Raw genomic sequence first — 17,971 nt, forward strand, 5'->3', positions numbered from 1 at the left:
CGATTATATCCATGCAGTGATACTTTCCGCGGAGGCAGGGAGCATGAGCTGGAGGGCATTGCAGGCAGCTCAGCTGGTCTGGCTGATGGTTGCGGCCCTGGCCTCCCTGGTCGGTGTCGGTTTCGCCGCCTGGGCGGCGACCCAGCAGGTGACGGCGCGGCTCTTCATCGAGAGCGAGCAGGCGGCGCTGCACGACACGGAGACCCTGCAACGGATGTTGGGCGAGGTCGGTCGTGACCTGCGCTATCTGACCCAGGGTCGGGCGCTGAACGCCTGTGCCGATGAACTGGGGGCGAGCCAGTCGGCGCTGCAGCGCGACTGGGGGGCCTTCATGACGGCCAAGCCGCAGTACGACCAGGTGCGCTGGATCGACGAGACCGGCATGGAGCGCGTGCGTATCGATCAGTCGCCGAAGGGGCCGCGCGCGACCGCGCCGATCGCGTTGCAGGACAAGTCGGCGCGCTATTACTTCACCGCGACCATGGCGTTGGCGCTCGGTGAGATCTATGTCTCGCCGCTCGATCTCAATGTCGAGTACGGCGGGGTCGAGCAACCCTTCAAGCCGGTGCTGCGCCTGGCCGCGCGCGTGGCCGATCGCAGCGGACGCGACTGCGGCATCATCGTCATCAACTATCTGGGCGTGCGTCTGCTCGATGCGCTGGGTGGCGTGCGTCAGACCAGCACCTGGCTGCTCAATCACGAGGGCTACTGGCTGCGGGCGACACGCCCCGAGGATGCCTGGGGGTTCATGCGCGGGCGTCCCGAGCTGAACCTCGCGGTACGTCACCCCGCCGCCTGGTCACGGATCTCCGGCGCGATGCGTGGCCAGTTCGAGGACGATGACGGTCTGTGGAGCTTCGACACCCTGGTGCCAGCGCAGGTGGTGGCGCGTGATCCGGCGCGGTTCGAGGATGCCGCCGCCGGCGCGTGGAAGGTGGTCGATCATGTGCCGCGCGGGGTCTATCGCGCCGAGCTCATCGCCGTCTGGTTGCGCTATGCCACCATCCTCACCGGGCTGCTCACCGTCATCCTCGGCGCGGGTTGGGCGCTGCAGCGCAGCCAGCGCCGGGTCGAGCGGATGCGCGAGGCGGCGCTGCGTCTCGAGGCGCAGCGAGGCCTGTTCAGCTTCATCGACCAGGGGCTCGCGGGGATGATGGTGATGTCCCCGCAGGGAGAGTTGCAGCAGGTCAACGCGCGTTTCTGCGAGATCGTCGGTCGCGATCGTGATGACCTGATCGGCCGGCGCTGGTCGGATCTCGCCACCTCCGAGGATCCGCAGGCCGATGCGCGGATGTTCGAGACCGTCCTGCAGCAGGGGCGTTCGTGCATGCTCGACAAGCGCTGCCATCGTGCCGATGGCGAGGGCATCTGGGTGACGGTGGCCGTTGCGCCGGTACGTGATGGTGGCGGGGTGGTGACCGACATCGTCGCCCTGGTGCTCGACATCACCGAGCAGAAGCAGGCCAAGGAGCGGTTGCGCCACAGCGAGGAGCGGTTGCGACTGGCCGTCGATGCCGCCGAGGCCGGGGTCTGGACCTGGGACATCGGTGATGACGTCCTCTTCTTCAGTGATCGCTGCAAGGCGCAGTTCGGCCTCTCGGCCGATACCGAGGTCAGCTATCGACGCTTCTTCGAGGCGCTGCACCCGGCCGATCGTGAACGGGTCGACGCCCTGGTGCAGCGCTCGGTGCACACCGGAGAGGACTATGTCACCGAGTACCGGACGCTGTGGCCGGATGGCTCCGAGCACTGGATCAGTGCTCGCGGTCGACTCTATCCCATCGCCGGGCGCGAGCGCGGCCAACTCGGTGGCATCACCCTGGACGTCACCCGACGCCGCCGCATCGAGGCACGGCTGCAGGCGATGACGGCGCGTCTCGAGGCGCTGCTCGAGGCACTGCCGGTCGGGGTCGGCTTCACCAATACGCTCGACTGTCGTCGCGTCAGCGGCAATGCCGCGCTGCGACGTCTGTTCGGGCTCGGCGACGATGACAACCTCTCAGCTTCTTCGATAGATCCTGACGCCTTTGGTTCAAAGGTCCGCTACTGTCTTGATGGCCGCCAGCTGACAACCGATGAGCTGCCGCTGCAGCGTGCGGTACGCGAGGCGCGATCGATCCCCGCCTCGGAGCTGGAGGTGTCTCTCCCCGATGGTCGTCAGTGGACGGCCGAGGTTGCCGCCGCCCCGCTGTTCGACGAGGACGGTCAGTTGATCGGCGGCCTGATCGTGGTCAGTGATGTCAGCGCGCGCAAGCAGGCCGAGCGTGATCTGCAGGCACTCAATCTCGACCTGGAGCGTCGGGTGGAGGAGCGCACCGCCGAGGCGCGCGCGGCCAGTGCCGCCAAGAGTGACTTCGTGGCGAACATGAGCCACGAGGTGCGCACGCCGATGAACGCCGTGCTCGGCTTCCTCGAGATCCTGCTCGATACCCCGCTGCAGCCGGAACAGCGTGAGCTGGTGGGCAAGGTCAAGCGCTCGGCCCGGGCGCTGCTGGGGTTGCTCAACGACATCCTCGATTACTCCAAGCTCGACGCCGACAAGGTCGAGCTGGAGACGGCCCCCTTCGTGCTCGATGAGCTGTTGCGTGAGAGCGCCGAGCTGTTCGCCGTCACTGCCGCGGAGAAGGACGTGGAGCTGCTGATCGACGCGCCTCGTTCACTGAGCGGTTGCTATCGTGGCGATGCGCTGCGTCTGGGGCAGGTGCTCAACAACCTGCTCGGCAACGCCATCAAGTTCACCGATCAGGGACATGTCGTCCTCGCGGTGCGGGGCGAGGGGGAGGAGGGCGGCCGGCGGTGGCTGCGCTTCGAGGTGCGCGATACCGGTATCGGGATCAGCAGCGAGCAGGTCGTGCGGTTGTTCCAGCCCTTCAGCCAGGCCGATCTCTCGACCACGCGCCGCTTCGGCGGAACCGGGTTGGGGCTGACCATCTGTGATCGACTGGTCCGGCTGATGGGCGGTGATATCGGTGTCGACAGCCGCGAGGGCGAGGGCAGTCTCTTCTGGTTCTCGCTGCCGCTCGAGATCGCTGATGGCGAGGTTGTTTCGAATCATGTCGAGGCGCTCACGCCCGGGCGGGTGCTGGTGGTCGATAGCCACGCCGAGGCGCGCGAGATCCTCGCGCGTTATCTCGGTAGCTGGCGCCTGGCGGTCGACAGTGTCGCCGACACCGACGATGCGCTCGGACGGATCCTGCAGGCCGATCAGCGGGGCGAGCCCTTCTCGCTGGTGCTGGCCGATTGGCGAATGCTGCGTCATGACGGGCTGTGGCTGCTCGATCAGATGCATGGCGCCGCCGCGCTCGGTCATCCGCCGGCTACCGTGGTGATGGTCTCGGCCTATGAGCACCAGGCGCTGTTGCGAGCGGTTGTCGAGGCGCCGGTGAAGCCCGAGAAGGTGTTGAAGAAACCCTTTACCCAGTCATCCCTGTTCGATGCCATCATCGGGCTGCAACAACATGGGCAGGTGGGCCTGCCCGAGCCCCGTCCCTTCGAGGCCAGTCCCTATGCGGGTGCCGAGCGCATCCGTGGCGCGCGGGTGTTGTTGGTGGAGGACAATCACACCAACCAGGAGATCGCACTGGCGATGCTCGGCAAGATGGGGCTGGAGGTGAGCATGGCCGACAACGGTCGCGAGGCGCTGGCGCGCTTTGCCGAACAGCCGCCAGACCTGGTGCTGATGGACCTGCAGATGCCGGAGATGGATGGTTTCGAGGCCACTGCCGCGCTCCGTGCCACCGCGCGGGGGCGTGAGGTGCCGATCGTGGCGATGACGGCGGCGGCATTCGAGAGCGATCGCGAGCGGGTGAGTGCCGCGGGGATGAACGACTTCATCGCCAAGCCCGTCGATCCGCGGCAGCTCGTCTCGGTGTTGCTGCGCTGGTTGCTCGATGGCGCCGAGTCCGAGGGCGAGACGGCGGCGGTGGATGTCGCCGCAGGGGCCGCACCGAGCGAGGAGCTCGACCTGGCCTCGGTGCGCGAGCGACTCGACAACGACGACGCCTTGCTGCGGGTCGTCCTCGATGGTTTCCTGCGCGATGTCGCCGACTGGCCCGCGCAGTTCGCCGCCGCCCGCAGCGGCGGCGATGGGCCGGGCGCGCTGCGTCTGGCGCATACCCTCAAGGGGGCGGCGGGCAATGTCGGCGCGGTACGGGTGCAGCATGCGGCGCAGGCATTGGAGCGTGCGCTGGCCTCGACGACGGTCGACGCCGAGACCATCGACGGGCTGGAGGCCGAGTGTCTGGCCGCGCTCGACTCGGGCATCGTCGCGCTACGCACTGCGCTGGCCACCGACCTTGCCGCCGAGGGAGATATTGCCGCGAGCGAGATCGATGACGGCGGGCAGGATCTGGATGCCGCGCAGACGCTGATCGCGGAGCTGGAGTCGCTGTTGCAGGGGCACCGCATGGTGCCGGATGAGCTGTTGCGGCAACTGCGCGCGCGCCTGGGCGGACATGAGGCCGCTGAACGGCTCGATACCCTGCTGGCGCAGGTCGATGGGTTCGCCTATCCACAGGCCCTGCAGACCCTGCAGATCATGAGAGAGAGGCTGGCATCATCATGAGTGCGCCGATCGTCGATGTCCGCGACCCCTATGATGGCCTGATCGGGCCGGAGCGGCCGCGTCTGCTGGTGGTTGAGGACGACCCTACCAGTCTGCGCCTGATCGCCAGGATCCTTGGCGAGACCTACACCCTGATCATTGCCACCAACGGCAAGGATGCGCTGCGTCTGGCCGCCGACGCCCCCGAGCTCATCCTGCTCGACTACCATCTGCCCGACATCGACGGGCTGGACGTATGTCGGCAATTGCACGCCAACCCGCTCACCGCGGAGATCCCGGTGATCTATGTCACTGCCGATCAGGACCCCCGCCTCGAGGCCGAGGGGCTGCAGGCCGGGGCGGTGGATTTCGTCACCAAGCCCTACTCGGCGGCGGTGCTGCGGGCGCGGATCAACACCCATGTGCAACTCAAGCGCAAGAGCGATCTGCTCGCGCTGCTTGCCGAGCGCGATGGCCTGACCGGAGTGGCCAATCGGCGCGTCTTCGATCAGCAGTTCGAGCGCGAGTGGCGGCGCGGGCGGCGGCGCCAGACACCGCTCTCGGTGGTCATGGTCGATGCCGACCACTTCAAGTCCGTCAACGATACCTGGGGGCATCTGGTCGGGGATGAATGTCTGCGTGGTATTGCCCGCTGTGCCGCTGTGCACCTGAAACGCCCGGCCGATCTGTTGGCGCGTTATGGGGGGGAGGAGTTCGTGCTGCTGCTGCCCGAGACCGATGCCGGGAGCGCCTGTGCCCTTGCCGAGATGATCCGCGAGGAGATCCGGACCCGCTTTGCCCAGGCCTCGGCCGAGCGCGGCGAAGGCCCCTGTCTGACCGCGAGCTTCGGCTGCGCCACCATCATTCCCGATGAGCAGGCATCGCCCGAGACGCTGCTGCGGGTTGCCGATCGCAATCTCTATCTGGCCAAGACCGGCGGGCGCAATCGTGTCGAGCCTGCGCTGTGAGCGGTAGGTGCCAAGCGCCGAGATTGATCGGTATCAGGTCGTCGGGTGAGTTGATCGACGGTTGGGGAGAGGCGTGGGCGCAGGTGCACCCGGGGACCGATGCGTACGGTCGGTGTGATCGGCGGACATAAAAAAAGCCGGCTTGAAGCCGGCTTTTTTGCGGAATTTGGTGGGCGCAGGTGGGATCGAACCACCGACCCCTGCCGTGTGAAGGCAGTGCTCTCCCGCTGAGCTATGCGCCCCGAAGAGGCTGCAAATATTAATGCCGCCCCCGGGGTTCGTCAACCCCCGGTCACGATTTTTTTCTTCTTTCAGGTCTGGCCCTGCTGGTCGAGGTCGCCGGGGGTGGGATCTGTGTGCGTCGTTGCGCTGTGCTGGCGCGGATGCTCGACTGCTGTCGTGTCAGTCATGGACTGTGATCAGCCCCTTGAGGATGCCGTGGCCGTGACGGACCGGTAGCGAATAATGCCCCTCGCCGTGGAGGATGCGTGCGCGACAGTCGGGGAGGTGGCGCGCGTACCAATGGGCATGGGCGACCGGGACGGTGTTGTCGGTATCGCCGTGCCAGAGGGTGATCGCCCGGTCGATGCGATCTGGCTCGAAGCCCCAGGGACGCGGGTAGAGGTGGAGGTCGCGCCGGGCGCCGTGAGCGCCATCGCGCATCGCGTCGACGATGGTGCGATCGAGCGCGGCGGTGACCTCGGGGCGGTCGAGCACGGCGCGATCGGGGGCGGCTGCGTTGCGATAGCGCAGCCGTGCGACCACCTCGGGACGGGCGGCGAGCAGCGCCGGGATGGGGCCGGTGTAGAAGCGGTTGGTCAGGCGCGGGAGACGGCGTGCGAGCGACAGGCTGGCGCGCACGCCCGGGGCCATGGTGCGACGGACCGGCGCGAGATAGATCGGCCCGAGCGGGCAGATCAGCGTACAGCGTCCGATCCGCGCGGGCAGGGCGGCGAGGCAGGCCAGCGCATAGGGACCGCCGCCGGAGACGCCGATCAGATCGAAGCGGTCGATACCGAGCCGCTCGGTCAGCTCGGCAAGATCGGCCGGCCAGTCGTGGATCTGGCGTCCCGGCCGATCGCTGGAGAGCCCGTAGCCGGGGCGGTCGGGGGCGATCAGACGAATGCCCTCGATGCGCGCGGCCTGGTGTAGCAACCCCGCCTCCTGGCGTGAACTGGGGAATCCGTGACAGTAGCAGACCGGGTGACCGTCCGGCACACCGTATTCGGTATAACCGAGCTGACGCCCGTCGCCCAGCCTCAGGCGGCGATCATGCGGTGCGGGGATGGTCATGCCGGTGGGGTGTCTCTGTCGGTGTGGGCTCGGGCGCGCCAAGCACGGATGGCCTCGGCGTCGGTGGCGCGGTCGGCGGCATAGCGTCGATCGAGCTCGGCCAGCCGTGCATCCGGTGCGCGGCCCAGCCCGGAGACCGTCAACGCCGGCGCCGCCGTGCCGGCGTGTCCGGCATCGTGCGCGGCAAGCAGGTAGACACTGCGATCGCCGATCTCCAGACGCTGCTCGACCTCGGTGTCGAGCCAGGCGAGGGCGGCACCATAACGCGGCGTACCGCTTGGGGTGCGCGCGACCTCGAGTCCGGCGAACTTGTCGTGATGGTGCCCGCTCGCCAGAGCGAAGCGCCACACCGCCTCGAGATCGTCGGCGTGCAGCAGGTGCAGCACGGCTCGACCGCTGCGTTCGATCAACCCCCAGGTGTGATGATGACGGGCGACGGTGAGCAGGAGTCGGGGCGCCTCATGGACGATCGAGGCGCGGGTCACCGAGCTGGCGATGAAGCCACCTCGGTGCGTGCCATCGCTGGCGGTGACCAGCCACAGCGGTGGGTCGTAGAGACCGAACACCTCGGCGATGGTTGCGGCGGACTGGGGCGAGGGCGCTCGCATACGAATCTCCGGGGTCAGTCGCGCGGTGCCGGGTCGATGTCCTGATAGACCTCGGGGCGGAAGCGCGGGGTACAGATGGCGAGGAAGACCAGATCATCGGTGCCGGTGTTGGCGATGCGCTGGGGGGTGGCGGCAGGGATGCGGACCAGGTCGCCGGGTCCGACATCCCGGTCGGTGCCGTCGTCGAGCGCGATGCGTCCGCTGCCGCGGAGGATCAGATAGCGCTCGGTGGTGGCCGCGAGCCGATGCAGACGGGTGGCGGTGCCGGGTGCGACCCGGGCGCGCGCGATCGAGACCTCGGGGTCATCGGCCCGGTTCCAGGTCTCGAGAATGAAGCAGCCTTCCTCGAAGAAGTACTCCGCCCCGGGGTCGGGGCGGTGGATCTCGATGGTGCTCATTGCGTTGCGGCCGCAGCGGCCGCGCGTCGCCGATAGGCCGCCGAGCGCCGATCGCCGCCCCGGGGTCGGGGCTGCGGGCGACGGTTGAGGGCGCTGGCGATGCGTGTGCAGAAGGCGTCGTCGCCGAGTACCCAGGCCTTGTTGGTGGAGTCGCGGATGCGCCCGAGCAGTGGCTCGCCGACGGGGGTCTCGGCCAGTCGCGCATAGTGCTCGCGTCTGGCCTTCATGCTGCGTCCGAGCCGGTTGTATTCGGTGTGCGGAGTGGTCAGCGGATCGTCCTCGCCGAGCGCGTTGGCGCCGTGGCTCGACCAGCCGTAATCGGCCGGGTGATCGACCAGACCGGCGCGCACCGCGTTCGACTCGATATAGAGCGAGACGGGGAGCAGATAATCCTTGGGGTCGAGCAGGGTGGCGCGATAGCGACCCTCCCAGAGGGTGCCGGTACGTTCGTAACGGGCGTTGAAGTATTGGACGTAATAGCGCCCGACATACTGCATGAGCTTGCCGATGCCGTTTTCCTGGTGTGGGGTCAGCAACAGATGAAAGTGGTTCGGCATCAGCACATAGGCGTGGATCGAGCACTGGAACTTCTCGGTCGCCGCCTTGAGCTTCTCCCAGATGAACCAGTAGTCATCTTCCTCGAAGAGGATACGCTGACGGTTGTTGCCGCGCTGGATGACGTGCTGCGGGTAACCGGGCAGGACGAATCTTGGTAGACGTGCCATGGCTAGGGTCGGATCCGGTTGATTGCCTTACCTTGCAGTATAGCCAGCTGGCGCTGGATTGCAGGCTGATGACAGGACCGATCTCGGGGTCTGAGTGGCGCGAAGACTGCATGTTGGCGAGCGGCTCTAGATGACCCCGGAGATCGATGCCGGAGAGCGTCGCCCGGGTGCCGTTCCATGAGGGGCGGGGCGATGCGACCGCTGTGCGCCGCGGCCGCTGTCGGTGTGTGTACGTTGGTGGTCGATCGCGGCCTGCGGTGTCGGCGCTCGCCGGGCAGGCCGGTTCCGGGGTGGCGTTGGCTGGCGCTGAGGAATTATCATTAGACGTTTTACCCGCTGGAGCGCCGCATGCTCGATATCAATCCGATCGCCTCGCAGATCAATGACCTGAAGGGACGCCTGCAGTCCCTTAGGGGGTATCTTTGACTACGATGGCCGTCAAGAACGCCTGACCGAGGTCCTGCGCGAACTCGAGGACCCCGACGTCTGGAACGAGCCCGATCGCGCTCAGGCACTCGGTCGCGAGCGCGCCACCCTGGAGGCGGTGGTGGTGACCATCGATGAACTCACCTCGGGGCTGGCCGACGCCGATGACCTGCTGGCGATGGCCGTCGAGGAGGAGGACGCCGACACCGTCGCCGCGCTCGAGGCCGATCTCGCCGGTTACGAGGCCCGGGTCGCCGAACTCGAGTTCCGTCGCATGTTCTCGGGCGAGATGGATGCCAACAACGCCTTCGTCGACATCCAGGCCGGATCCGGCGGCACCGAGGCCCAGGACTGGTCGGAGATGCTGTTGCGGATGTATCTGCGCTGGGGCGAGCGTCGTGGCTTCAAGACCGAGCTGATGGAGGCATCGGCCGGCGAGGTCGCGGGCATCAAGTCTGCCACCATCAAGTTCGAGGGCGAGTATGCCTTCGGCTGGCTGCGCACCGAGACCGGCGTGCACCGCCTGGTGCGCAAGTCGCCGTTCGACTCGGGCAACCGCCGTCACACCTCGTTCGCCTCGGTGTTCGTCTCCCCCGAGATCGACGACACCGTCGACATCGAGATCAATCCGGCGGATCTGCGCATCGACGTCTATCGCGCCAGCGGCGCCGGCGGTCAGCACGTCAACCGGACCGAGTCGGCGGTGCGTATCACCCATAACCCGACCGGCATCGTCACCCAGTGCCAGAACGACCGTTCGCAGCACAAGAACAAGGATCAGGCGATGAAGCAGCTGCGCGCCAAGCTCTACGAGCTGGAGATGCAGAAGCGTCAGGCCAGTCAGCAGGCGCTGGAGGACAGCAAGTCCGACATCGGCTGGGGCAGCCAGATCCGCTCCTACGTGCTCGACCAGTCGCGGATCAAGGATCTGCGCACCGGCGTCGAGATCGGCAACACCCAGTCGGTCCTCGACGGTAACCTCGACCCCTTCATCGAGGCCAGCCTCAAGAGCGGCCTGTGACGACCCGGAGACCCAGATGACCGAACAGGCACAACAGCCCGCCGTCGACGCCGACGAGAACAAGCTGATCGCGCAGCGGCGCGAGAAGCTCGCCGCGCTGCGCGAGGCGGGGGTGGCCTTCCCCAACGACTTCCGTCGCGACGCCCTCGCCGCCGACCTGCTCGAGCGTTATGCCGAGGTCGACGGCGAGGCGCTCGAGGCGCAGCCGGTGCGCGTGCGCCTCGGTGGCCGACTGATGAGCCGCCGGGTGATGGGCAAGGCAAGCTTTGCCCACATCCAGGACATGAGCGGACGCATCCAGCTGTTCGTGCAGCGCGACCAGCTCGGTACCGACGCCTATCAGGCGTTCAAGCGCGACCTCGACCTCGGCGACATCCTCGGCGTCGAGGGCGTGCTCTTCCGCACCCGCACCGGCGAGCTGTCGGTCAAGTGCGACAGCGTGCGCCTGCTGACCAAGTCGCTGCGTCCGCTGCCGGAGAAGTTCCACGGCCTCACCGACATGGAGAGCCGTTACCGCCAGCGCTATCTCGACCTGATCATGAACGCCACCACCCGCGAGACCTTCCGGGTGCGTACCGCGATCGTGCAATTCATCCGCGAGTATCTCAACGCCCGCGGCTATCTCGAGGTCGAGACCCCGATGATGCAGGTGATCCCGGGCGGCGCCGTGGCGCGTCCCTTCATCACCCATCACAACGCGCTCGACATGGACCTGTTTCTGCGCATCGCCCCCGAGCTGTTCCTCAAGCGACTGGTGGTCGGCGGTTTCGAGAAGGTCTACGAGATCAACCGCAACTTCCGCAACGAGGGGCTCTCGACCCGGCACAACCCCGAGTTCACCATGCTCGAGTTCTATCAGGCCTATGCCGACTATCGCGACCTGATGGATCTCACCGAGGCGATGCTGCGGGCGATGGCCGAGCGCGTGCTCGGGCGTACCACCATCGACTACCAGGGCGCGAGCTACGACTTCGGCAAGCCGTTCGCGCGGATGACGGTGCGCGAGGCGATCCTCCACTTCAACCCCGAGCTCGGCGCCGCCGACATCGATGATCTCGATGCCGCGCGTCGCGTCGCCGAGGGGATGGGTCTCGCGGTCAAGCCGGGCTGGGGCCTGGGCAAGGTGCAGATCGAGCTGTTCGAGCACACTGCCGAACACCAACTGATGGACCCGACCTTCATCACCGAGTACCCGACCGAGGTCTCGCCGCTGGCGCGGCGCAACGACGCCAACCCCTTCGTTACCGACCGTTTCGAGTTCTTCGTCGGCGGGCGCGAGCTGGCCAATGGCTTCTCCGAGCTCAACGACGCCGAGGACCAGGCCGAGCGCTTCCGCAAGCAGGTCGAGGAGAAGGAGGCCGGGGATCTCGAGGCGATGTACTACGACGCCGACTATGTGCGTGCGCTCGAGCACGGCATGCCGCCGACCGCGGGCGAGGGCATCGGCATCGACCGGCTGGTGATGCTGTTCACCGACGCCCCGTCGATCCGCGACGTGCTGCTGTTCCCGCACATGCGTCCCGAGGGGCGCGGTTCGGCGGCCTGAGCTACCGAACCGCCTCCTCAGGCCGCGGGTTCGAGGGCATAGGGCAGGGGCTGAACCTTCAGCACCGGCCCGTGCTCGCCGAGCCGCGCCTCGCCATGCTCGGCGATCGCGATCTCGAGGACCACCAGCAGTTCGTAGCGCCCGGCGCCATGTGGCGCGGCGTCGACCACCCGACCGCTGGCCTGACCCGAGCTGCTCGCCGCCGCGAACAGGACGTCGCCCGGCTGCGGCGCCGGCGCCTCGGCCGGCTCGAGGGTGAGGGTGGCGCGATACATGCGGCGCTTGAGTTTGCCCAGGTGATGCATCCGGGCGACGACCTCCTGTCCGGTGTAGCACCCCTTGTTGAAGCTCACCCCGTCGATCAGTTGCAGATTGAGCATCTGCGGGATGAAGGCCTCGGCGGTCCCGGCATGGACGCTGGGCAGCCCGGCGCGGATGTCGAGCCGTCGCCAGATCGCGCCGTCGCTCGGTGTGGCGTGCGCGGCCAGCGCCTCCCACAGCCCGCGCGCACGTTCGAGCTCGGCGAGCAGCAGATAGCGTGGTGTGGCGTCGGGCAGGGCGATGACCGCAACCCCGTCGCGCTGCGCGAGTCCGTTGGCGTGCGCCGGCACCGCCAGCTCGAGCCGTTCGAGCAGCGCCGGCGCCTCGGTGCCGGCCAGGCCGAGCACGACCAACTGGTCGCCGGCGGCCTCGAGCCGCACGCGGCTACGCAGCACATAGCGCCGCAGATGGGCAAGCGTCGTCTCGATGCGCTCGGCGGGCAGCAGCAGCGCCCGGATCTCGTCGAGCGCGATCAGCCGGCCGCAGGCCAGTACGCGCCCCTTCTGGGTACAGAGCGCGGTGAGCTGGGTGTGCTCGGCGGAGAGTTCGCGTACATCGTTGGTGAGTTGCCCCTGGAGGAAGTCCGCGGCATCCTCGCCCCGGGCCAGCAGGACATCGAACTGGGTGAGCGCGAACAGTCGGCATGCCTCGCCGGTCGGGTGTTCGGGAAAGTGCGCCTGACCGAGATCGTCGAACCGGGCGCCGTGTGCGTCGAGAAAGTCTCGCCATTGCGTCATCATCAACCCCTGCCTTGGGAACCTTCGGTTGCTGATTGGGAACTTGCCAATCCTTATGCGACCGAAGCGTGCCCGAGACAACCCCGGCGGCTTGCATGCCGCCCGGGAGACGGTCGCGCCGGGCGACCGTCTTCGCCATCGTCGGCATCCACAACCCGAAGCCAGCAGGGAGCCTGCGCGCTCGTTCGTGCGGCCCCGTCCATATGGAGAGATCAGCCCCTTGTCGAGATATCAAGCGACCCCGCCCGTAGACAGTCTGGTGCTCTACAAGACCCATCCGGCCCGCGTCCTCGGCGTCGGCGACAAGATCGAGATCCAGCTCGACGGCGGCAGTACCAAGCGCGTGCGTCCCAAGGACATCGTGCTGCTGCATCCGGGGCCGTTGCGTTCGCTCGGTGAACTCGAGACGCGCCCCGAGGGCGCGGTGGAGGACGCCTGGGAGCTGCTCGAGGGCGAGCAGACCACGCTCGAGGATCTCGCCGAGCTGGCCTTCGCCGAGTTCACCCCGGTGACGGCCTGGGCGAGCTGGCTGCTGGTTGCCGAGGGGCTGCGTTTCTGCGGCACCCCCGAGTCGATCACGGTGCGCTCGCGTGCCGAGGTCGAGCGCGATCGCGCCGAGCGCGAGGCCAAGGCCGCCGCCGAGCGTGACTGGAAGGCCTTTCTCGAGCGCATGCGTGCGGCCACCCCGTCCGCGGAGGATCGCGGACGACTCGCCGAGGTCGAGCGGCTGGCGCTGGGGCAGACCGAACGCAGTCGTATCCTCGAGGCGCTCGGTTATCCGCAGACCCCGGAGCACGCCCATCGCGCGCTGGTCGAGGTCGCCTACTGGCCGGCCAACCACAATCCCTATCCGGCACGCCGCGGCGTGCCCGGGGAGGACGCCGCGCTCGCGGTGCCGGCGCTGGACGAGGACGAGCCGCGGCTCGATCTCACCCATCTCGAGGCCTTCGCCATCGACGACGAGGGCAACGAGGACCCGGACGACGCCCTGAGTCTCGATGGCGAGCGGGTCTGGGTCCACGTGGCCGATGTCGGTGCCCTGGTCGCGCCGGACGGTCCGCTCGATCTCGAGGCGCGCAGTCGGGGTGCCAACCTCTATCTGCCCGAGGGCATGGTCAAGATGCTCCCGCCCGAGACCACCACCCAGCTCGGGCTCGGGTTGCAGCCGGTCTCGCCGGCGCTCTCCTTCGCCATGCGTTGCGACGAGCAGGGCGAGCTGCACGACATCGAGGTCCATCGCAGCTGGGTCAGGGTGCAGCGCCTGACCTATACCGAGGTCGAGCGACGCCTCGATGAGGCGCCCTTTGCCGCGTTGCGCGCCACGATTGCGCGTTTTCATGCCCGTCGCCAGACCAATGGTGCCACCCGACTGGCGTTGCCCGAGGTCAGTGTGCGTGTCGAGAACGGCGAGGTGCGGATCCGCTCACTGCCGCGGCTCGAGAGTCGCGAGCTGGTCACCGATGCCATGCTGATGGCCGGCGAGGCCGCCGCGCGGCTCTGTCTCGAGCACGGCCTGGCGATCCCCTTCGCCACCCAGGCCGCACCGGATCCGGCCGAGGAGGCCAGCGACCTGGCGAGCATGTATGCGCGCCGGCGCTGCTTCAAGCCGACCCGCTTGCTGTGTGAGCCCGATCTTCACGCCGGCTTGGGGCTGGCGCTCTATACCCGCGCCACCAGCCCGCTGCGTCGTTATTCCGACCTGCTGGTCCATCAGCAGCTGCGGGCCTGGCTCGCCGGCGCGACGCCGCTCGATCGCGAGCAGGTGGTCGAGCGGGTCGCGCAGGCGGAGCTGGCCGCCGCTGCGGTGCGCCGCGGCGAGCGACTCTCCAATCAGCACTGGAAGCTGGTCTATCTGCGTGACAACCCCGGATGGCGGGGCGAGGGCGTGGTGGTCGGTCTGGAGGAGCGCAGGGCGGTGGTGCTGGTGCCCGAGCTGGCGCTGGAGGCGCGGATACGGACCCGTGAGCGGCTGGCGCTCAACGACACCCTCAAGCTGGCGCTCGCCGATGTCGATCTGCCCGAGCTGAACGTGAGTTTCCGCGTGCTCGGTTGAGCTGTCGCGGCTTCGGGTATACCCTTGCGAACTTTGTGGCTTACTGCCGGGGCGTGGAGCGCCCCCGGCGGGCGGTCTGCCGGCGGCGCCCATCCCCCTCGGGGGCGAGCGCCGTCCGGGCTTCGATGCCTCAGGCGCCCCAGCGGCGCACCGTGCCGGTGTCGAGATGGACGAAGTTCGAGCGCGGGTAGTAACCGACACCGCCACGACCGAGCGCGACGGCGGTATCGCGCAGATGGCGGATGGAGAGGTCGGGGAAGCGGACGTCGACGGCCTGTCCGGTCATGTGCAGGCTCTTCTTGGCGACGCCGCGCGAGGTGCGGCGCAGCATCGCATTGGTGCGGGGCGAGCGGTAGGCGCTGAGGATCTGGTAGGTGGCGTCGGGGTCGCCGAGACGCAGCTTGACGTCGTAGAGGATGTCGAAGAGTTGCGGGTCGATGGCGACGATGTCGTCGGTGCGGAAGTCGCGGAAGAAGTGATTGAGCTTGTTCAGCGCTGCGCGTTGGTAGCGATCCCCGATGCGATAGGTGACGGCGATCTTCTCGTCCGTGTGCATGTGGTGCAGGGATAGCACCCGCGGGCGCTCGCTCGGCGACTTGGCCAGTACGGGCGCAGCTGCGGTCGATAGGGCGAGCCCCAGGAAATGGCGTCTGTTCATGTTCCCCCCCGGTACATGATGTTCAACGGATTGTATGGCGAAGATTTTTCCCTAATGCATCCGGCGTGAACGCATGACGTGTAAATGACGGCATTGCGTTCGACAGTGGTGCAGCTGGGAGCGGGCGAGCAGCCCGAAGTGACGTCGACATCCTGTGCATGTGCCCGCTCCATGGGGTTTTCATTATATCCATGCGGCCGATTGAGTCAAATGGAGATTGCCAAATAATGATTATTTGGAAACCTGAGAATTAACATTAGGTGTTATTGGTAAGGTCTTGTTGTTGTTTTTTTCTGTTTTTGGGTTTTAATAAATGAAGTGATTTGTTAATTCAGGCGCTCAAATCTACTAGAAGTCCTGTTGCTCGTCATTTTTGAAGCTTTTTTGAGTTTCGCTTTGTTGTCTCAAGTTGCTGTTTTTGATGGTTTTGAGGAATTGCTTTAACAGCTTTTTGAGTTGATGCTGCTTCTCTCATTCTGCATGATTTATTTTTTGTTTTTCTGACAGGTTTTTCGAAGAATATTTTTTTTGCGCTTTGCTGTTTTTTATTCGCTGGAGAAGTCGTGGTTGAATGGCGGTGAAGATTGTTGTTTCATGACTGAAACGCGCAGAGATCCCTGCCATCCGGCTCGGGGACTGAACGTCAACCCAGGTGTGGCGACGATGGTCGTCGGACTCACTTCAGGGAGGCGCATGATGTCGGCGCAACGCATTGATAAATCAGCGCGCGTGAAGGTGTGGCAGATGCTGTTTGGTGCCTTCGGCGGGGGTGTTTGGCTGCTGTGCTGGGGGAGCGTGCCGATCGCGATGGCCGACGTCTACAAATATGCCGACGCACACGGCAACGTCTATTTCACCGATGTGCCGCTCAAGGGTGGACAGTACCGCTTGCAGTGGCACCGTGAGTCCGGTCAGCTCGCCGAGGAGAACCGCGCCAGGTTCTCGCAGCTGCAGATCGAGCGCTCGCCCAGGGGCGAGTCCAAGCCGCTCAGCCGCTCATTGCGGGCCCGGCGCGCGCGCTACGAGGCGTTGGTCTCGGCCAACGCGCGCCGTCACGGACTCTCGCCGGCGTTGCTGCACGCGGTGATCCGCGCCGAGTCGGCCTATGATCCGCGCGCCGTCTCATCGGCAGGCGCCCAGGGGCTGATGCAGTTGATGCCGGCCACGGCGGCGCGCTACGGCGTCGCCGACAGCTTCGATCCGGCCGACAACGTCAGCGGCGGCGCGGCCTATCTGCGCGATCTGCTGGATCTCTTCGACAACGACCTGCGTCTCGCCCTGGCCGGCTACAACGCCGGCGAGGGTGCGGTGCTCAAGCACGGGCGCAAGATCCCGCCCTATGCCGAGACCCAGGCCTATGTGCGCAAGGTATTGCAGTATCTGTGGGCCGAGCGCCCGGTGCACGTGACCATCTCGAGCGTACCGGGTGAGGACTGAGGTGGACGGCCAGCGGCGCTGTGCTCAGTCCTCGCCGATGACGCGCTCGTCGCGCGGGGTCGAGAGCAGTCGCTCGGCCTCGGCCTGTTGGGCGGCGAAGATCAGCCGGTAGTCGACGCCCGGAGGGGCCTCTGCGGCCTGGCGGCGGCTGCGCACCAGGGCGCGGGCGTCCTGGTAGTGCTCGAAGGTGTCGAGGTGTTCGAGCTTGAGCGGCTGCTGGGTGATGCTGTAGACGAAATACGGCATGCGGGCACTCCTGATACCGCCATCGGGCGGCTCGATCCCTGTGGGGTGGCGTTCGAGTGTATCGCAAAGTCGGGCGCCGGTGGATCGCCGCCGGCGCCCGTATCGGGCTCAGCGCAGGTTCTTCTTGTAGGAGGGCACCTGGGCGTTGCGCGCCTTGGAGACGTTGGCGAATTCCAGGGTGACGCTCGCCAGCTCCACCCGGGTGAAGTCGGCGCCGGTGAGATCGGCACGATGGAGGATGGCGCCGCCGAGCACCGCATCGGTGAGATCGGCGTCGGTGAGATCGGCGTAGCGGAAGTTGGCGTCCTGCGCCGAGGCATGACAGAGCCGCGCGCCGCGCAGATCGGCGCCTTCGAGATTGGCGAGATTGAGCACGGTGAAGCCGTCGCTGAAGGCGCTGCCGAGATCGGCCTCGCAGAGCCGGGCGCGGGTGAGGTTGGCGTCGTTGAGATGACTGTCGCGCAGATCGGCGCCGCTGAGATCGGCCTCGGCGAGGTTGGCCTTGATCAGGAGCGCGCGATGGGCGCGCACCCCGACCAGGTTGGCGCCCTGGAAGTCGGCGCCGCGCAGGTCGGCATGGGCGAGGGTGGCCCCGGCGAGATCGGCCTGGCGCAGCTCGACGTTGCGCAGGTCGGCGCCGCTGAGATCGGCCCCGGCCAGTCGTGCGGCGTTGAGCATCGCCGCGCGCGACGGGCGCTCGGCACCGAGCCGGGCGCGCGTCAGGTTGGCCTCGGCGAGATCGGCTGCGCGCAGCTGCGCGCCGACCAGGATCGCCTCGCGCAGGCAGGTCCCGTGCAGCCGGGCGCCGACCAGATCGCTGGCGCTGAGGTCGGCGCCGCTGAGATCGAGCCCCGAGAGATCGGCGCCGTCGAGCCGCATGTCGCGCAGGTCGGCGCCGACGAGACTGTCGCGCTCGATTTCCGCCAGCACCTCGCCACTGTCGCGGTGTCTGATTTCGATCATGCCGGGATCTCCTCCTGGTCCTTGTCGT

14 protein-coding genes and 1 tRNA gene are annotated in these 17,971 nt (G+C 67.0%); 6 read left to right on the forward strand and 9 right to left on the reverse strand.

Annotation, left to right across the window (positions count from 1 at the left end):
- Positions 1-43: 43 nt before the first annotated feature.
- Complete coding sequence (locus EBL84_RS07425) at positions 44-4,564, forward strand: PAS domain S-box protein (protein WP_123140233.1); 4,521 nt, start codon at positions 44-46, stop codon at positions 4,562-4,564.
- Positions 4,561-5,511 carry a diguanylate cyclase gene (locus EBL84_RS07430; protein WP_190287903.1) on the forward strand — a complete coding sequence of 317 codons (951 nt, stop codon included), beginning with the start codon at positions 4,561-4,563 and terminating at the stop codon, positions 5,509-5,511. Before EBL84_RS07425 ends, EBL84_RS07430 begins: the two co-directional genes overlap by 4 nt.
- A gap of 167 nt (positions 5,512-5,678) precedes the next feature.
- On the opposite strand, the gene EBL84_RS07435 is transcribed toward EBL84_RS07430, so the two are convergent.
- The 5 genes from EBL84_RS07435 to EBL84_RS07455 all read right to left on the reverse strand — a co-directional run bounded on the left by EBL84_RS07435 (position 5,679) and on the right by EBL84_RS07455 (position 8,535).
- Positions 5,679-5,753 (reverse strand) — tRNA-Val (locus tag EBL84_RS07435).
- Positions 5,754-5,913: 160 nt separating this feature from the next.
- Positions 5,914-6,804 (reverse strand): alpha/beta fold hydrolase, encoded by an 891-nt coding sequence (locus tag EBL84_RS07440; RefSeq protein ID WP_123140234.1) that lies wholly within the window; start codon positions 6,802-6,804, stop codon positions 5,914-5,916.
- Entirely contained in the window at positions 6,801-7,412 is a 612-nt protein-coding gene (locus EBL84_RS07445; RefSeq protein ID WP_123140235.1) for a flavin reductase family protein, read from the reverse strand. The genes EBL84_RS07440 and EBL84_RS07445 overlap by 4 nt, the downstream gene beginning before the upstream one ends.
- A 14-nt stretch (positions 7,413-7,426) precedes the next feature.
- Positions 7,427-7,810 carry a cupin domain-containing protein gene (locus EBL84_RS07450; protein ID WP_123140236.1) on the reverse strand — a complete coding sequence of 128 codons (384 nt, stop codon included), beginning with the start codon at positions 7,808-7,810 and terminating at the stop codon, positions 7,427-7,429.
- Complete coding sequence (locus EBL84_RS07455; protein ID WP_123140237.1) at positions 7,807-8,535, reverse strand: transposase; 729 nt, start codon at positions 8,533-8,535, stop codon at positions 7,807-7,809. The genes EBL84_RS07450 and EBL84_RS07455 overlap by 4 nt, the downstream gene beginning before the upstream one ends.
- Positions 8,536-8,883: 348 nt before the next feature.
- Between EBL84_RS07455 and prfB the strand changes: the two genes are divergently transcribed.
- Together prfB and lysS are read left to right on the forward strand one after the other, a co-directional pair.
- Positions 8,884-9,982 (forward strand): peptide chain release factor 2 gene (gene prfB, locus EBL84_RS07460; protein ID WP_123140238.1). Its coding sequence is split into 2 segments (ribosomal slippage): positions 8,884-8,958 and positions 8,960-9,982, totalling 1,098 coding nucleotides; the frame shifts between segments, so codons are not numbered across the junction.
- Positions 9,983-9,998: 16 nt separating this feature from the next.
- On the forward strand, positions 9,999-11,528 hold the full coding sequence (lysS, locus tag EBL84_RS07465) for a lysine--tRNA ligase (protein WP_123140239.1): 1,530 nt from the start codon (positions 9,999-10,001) through the stop codon (positions 11,526-11,528).
- A gap of 17 nt (positions 11,529-11,545) precedes the next feature.
- Here lysS and EBL84_RS07470 read toward each other — a convergent pair whose 3' ends face one another.
- Entirely contained in the window at positions 11,546-12,589 is a 1,044-nt protein-coding gene (locus EBL84_RS07470) for a folate-binding protein YgfZ (RefSeq protein WP_123140240.1), read from the reverse strand.
- Positions 12,590-12,806: 217 nt separating this feature from the next.
- Between EBL84_RS07470 and EBL84_RS07475 the strand changes: the two genes are divergently transcribed.
- Positions 12,807-14,639 carry an RNB domain-containing ribonuclease gene (locus EBL84_RS07475; protein WP_123140241.1) on the forward strand — a complete coding sequence of 611 codons (1,833 nt, stop codon included), beginning with the start codon at positions 12,807-12,809 and terminating at the stop codon, positions 14,637-14,639.
- Between the two features lie 130 nt (positions 14,640-14,769).
- On the opposite strand, the gene EBL84_RS07480 is transcribed toward EBL84_RS07475, so the two are convergent.
- On the reverse strand, positions 14,770-15,297 hold the full coding sequence (locus EBL84_RS07480; protein ID WP_123140242.1) for a DUF882 domain-containing protein: 528 nt from the start codon (positions 15,295-15,297) through the stop codon (positions 14,770-14,772).
- 744 nt (positions 15,298-16,041) lie between these two features.
- Here EBL84_RS07480 and EBL84_RS07485 point away from each other — a divergent pair.
- Complete coding sequence (locus tag EBL84_RS07485) at positions 16,042-16,734, forward strand: lytic transglycosylase domain-containing protein (RefSeq protein ID WP_190287904.1); 693 nt, start codon at positions 16,042-16,044, stop codon at positions 16,732-16,734.
- A 24-nt stretch (positions 16,735-16,758) separates the two neighbouring features.
- Here the strand turns inward: EBL84_RS07485 and EBL84_RS07490 are convergent, their stop codons facing one another.
- A complete protein-coding gene (locus EBL84_RS07490) occupies positions 16,759-16,980 on the reverse strand; it encodes a hypothetical protein (RefSeq protein ID WP_062276091.1) in 222 nt (73 codons plus the stop codon).
- 108 nt (positions 16,981-17,088) lie between these two features.
- Positions 17,089-17,943, reverse strand: coding sequence for a pentapeptide repeat-containing protein (locus EBL84_RS07495; protein WP_123140243.1), 855 nt, complete (start codon positions 17,941-17,943; stop codon positions 17,089-17,091).
- Positions 17,944-17,971 lie beyond the last annotated feature (28 nt).

Origin of the sequence: Marichromatium sp. AB31, assembly GCF_003718685.1 — a bacterium.
GTDB classification, from domain to species: Bacteria; Pseudomonadota; Gammaproteobacteria; order Chromatiales; family Chromatiaceae; genus Marichromatium; species Marichromatium gracile.

Bases quoted from the DNA above. Each gene is read 5' to 3' on its own strand.
- EBL84_RS07425 (WP_123140233.1), top strand. From the start codon at position 44: ATGAGCTGGAGGGCATTGCAGGCAGCTCAGCTGGTCTGGCTGATGGTT.
- EBL84_RS07430 (WP_190287903.1), top strand. From the start codon at position 4,561: ATGAGTGCGCCGATCGTCGATGTCCGCGACCCCTATGATGGCCTGATC.
- EBL84_RS07440 (WP_123140234.1), bottom strand. From the start codon at position 6,804: ATGACCATCCCCGCACCGCATGATCGCCGCCTGAGGCTGGGCGACGGG.
- EBL84_RS07445 (WP_123140235.1), bottom strand. From the start codon at position 7,412: ATGCGAGCGCCCTCGCCCCAGTCCGCCGCAACCATCGCCGAGGTGTTC.
- EBL84_RS07450 (WP_123140236.1), bottom strand. From the start codon at position 7,810: ATGAGCACCATCGAGATCCACCGCCCCGACCCCGGGGCGGAGTACTTC.
- EBL84_RS07455 (WP_123140237.1), bottom strand. From the start codon at position 8,535: ATGGCACGTCTACCAAGATTCGTCCTGCCCGGTTACCCGCAGCACGTC.
- lysS (WP_123140239.1), top strand. From the start codon at position 9,999: ATGACCGAACAGGCACAACAGCCCGCCGTCGACGCCGACGAGAACAAG.
- EBL84_RS07470 (WP_123140240.1), bottom strand. From the start codon at position 12,589: ATGATGACGCAATGGCGAGACTTTCTCGACGCACACGGCGCCCGGTTC.
- EBL84_RS07480 (WP_123140242.1), bottom strand. From the start codon at position 15,297: ATGAACAGACGCCATTTCCTGGGGCTCGCCCTATCGACCGCAGCTGCG.
- EBL84_RS07485 (WP_190287904.1), top strand. From the start codon at position 16,042: ATGCTGTTTGGTGCCTTCGGCGGGGGTGTTTGGCTGCTGTGCTGGGGG.
- EBL84_RS07490 (WP_062276091.1), bottom strand. From the start codon at position 16,980: ATGCCGTATTTCGTCTACAGCATCACCCAGCAGCCGCTCAAGCTCGAA.
- EBL84_RS07495 (WP_123140243.1), bottom strand. From the start codon at position 17,943: ATGATCGAAATCAGACACCGCGACAGTGGCGAGGTGCTGGCGGAAATC.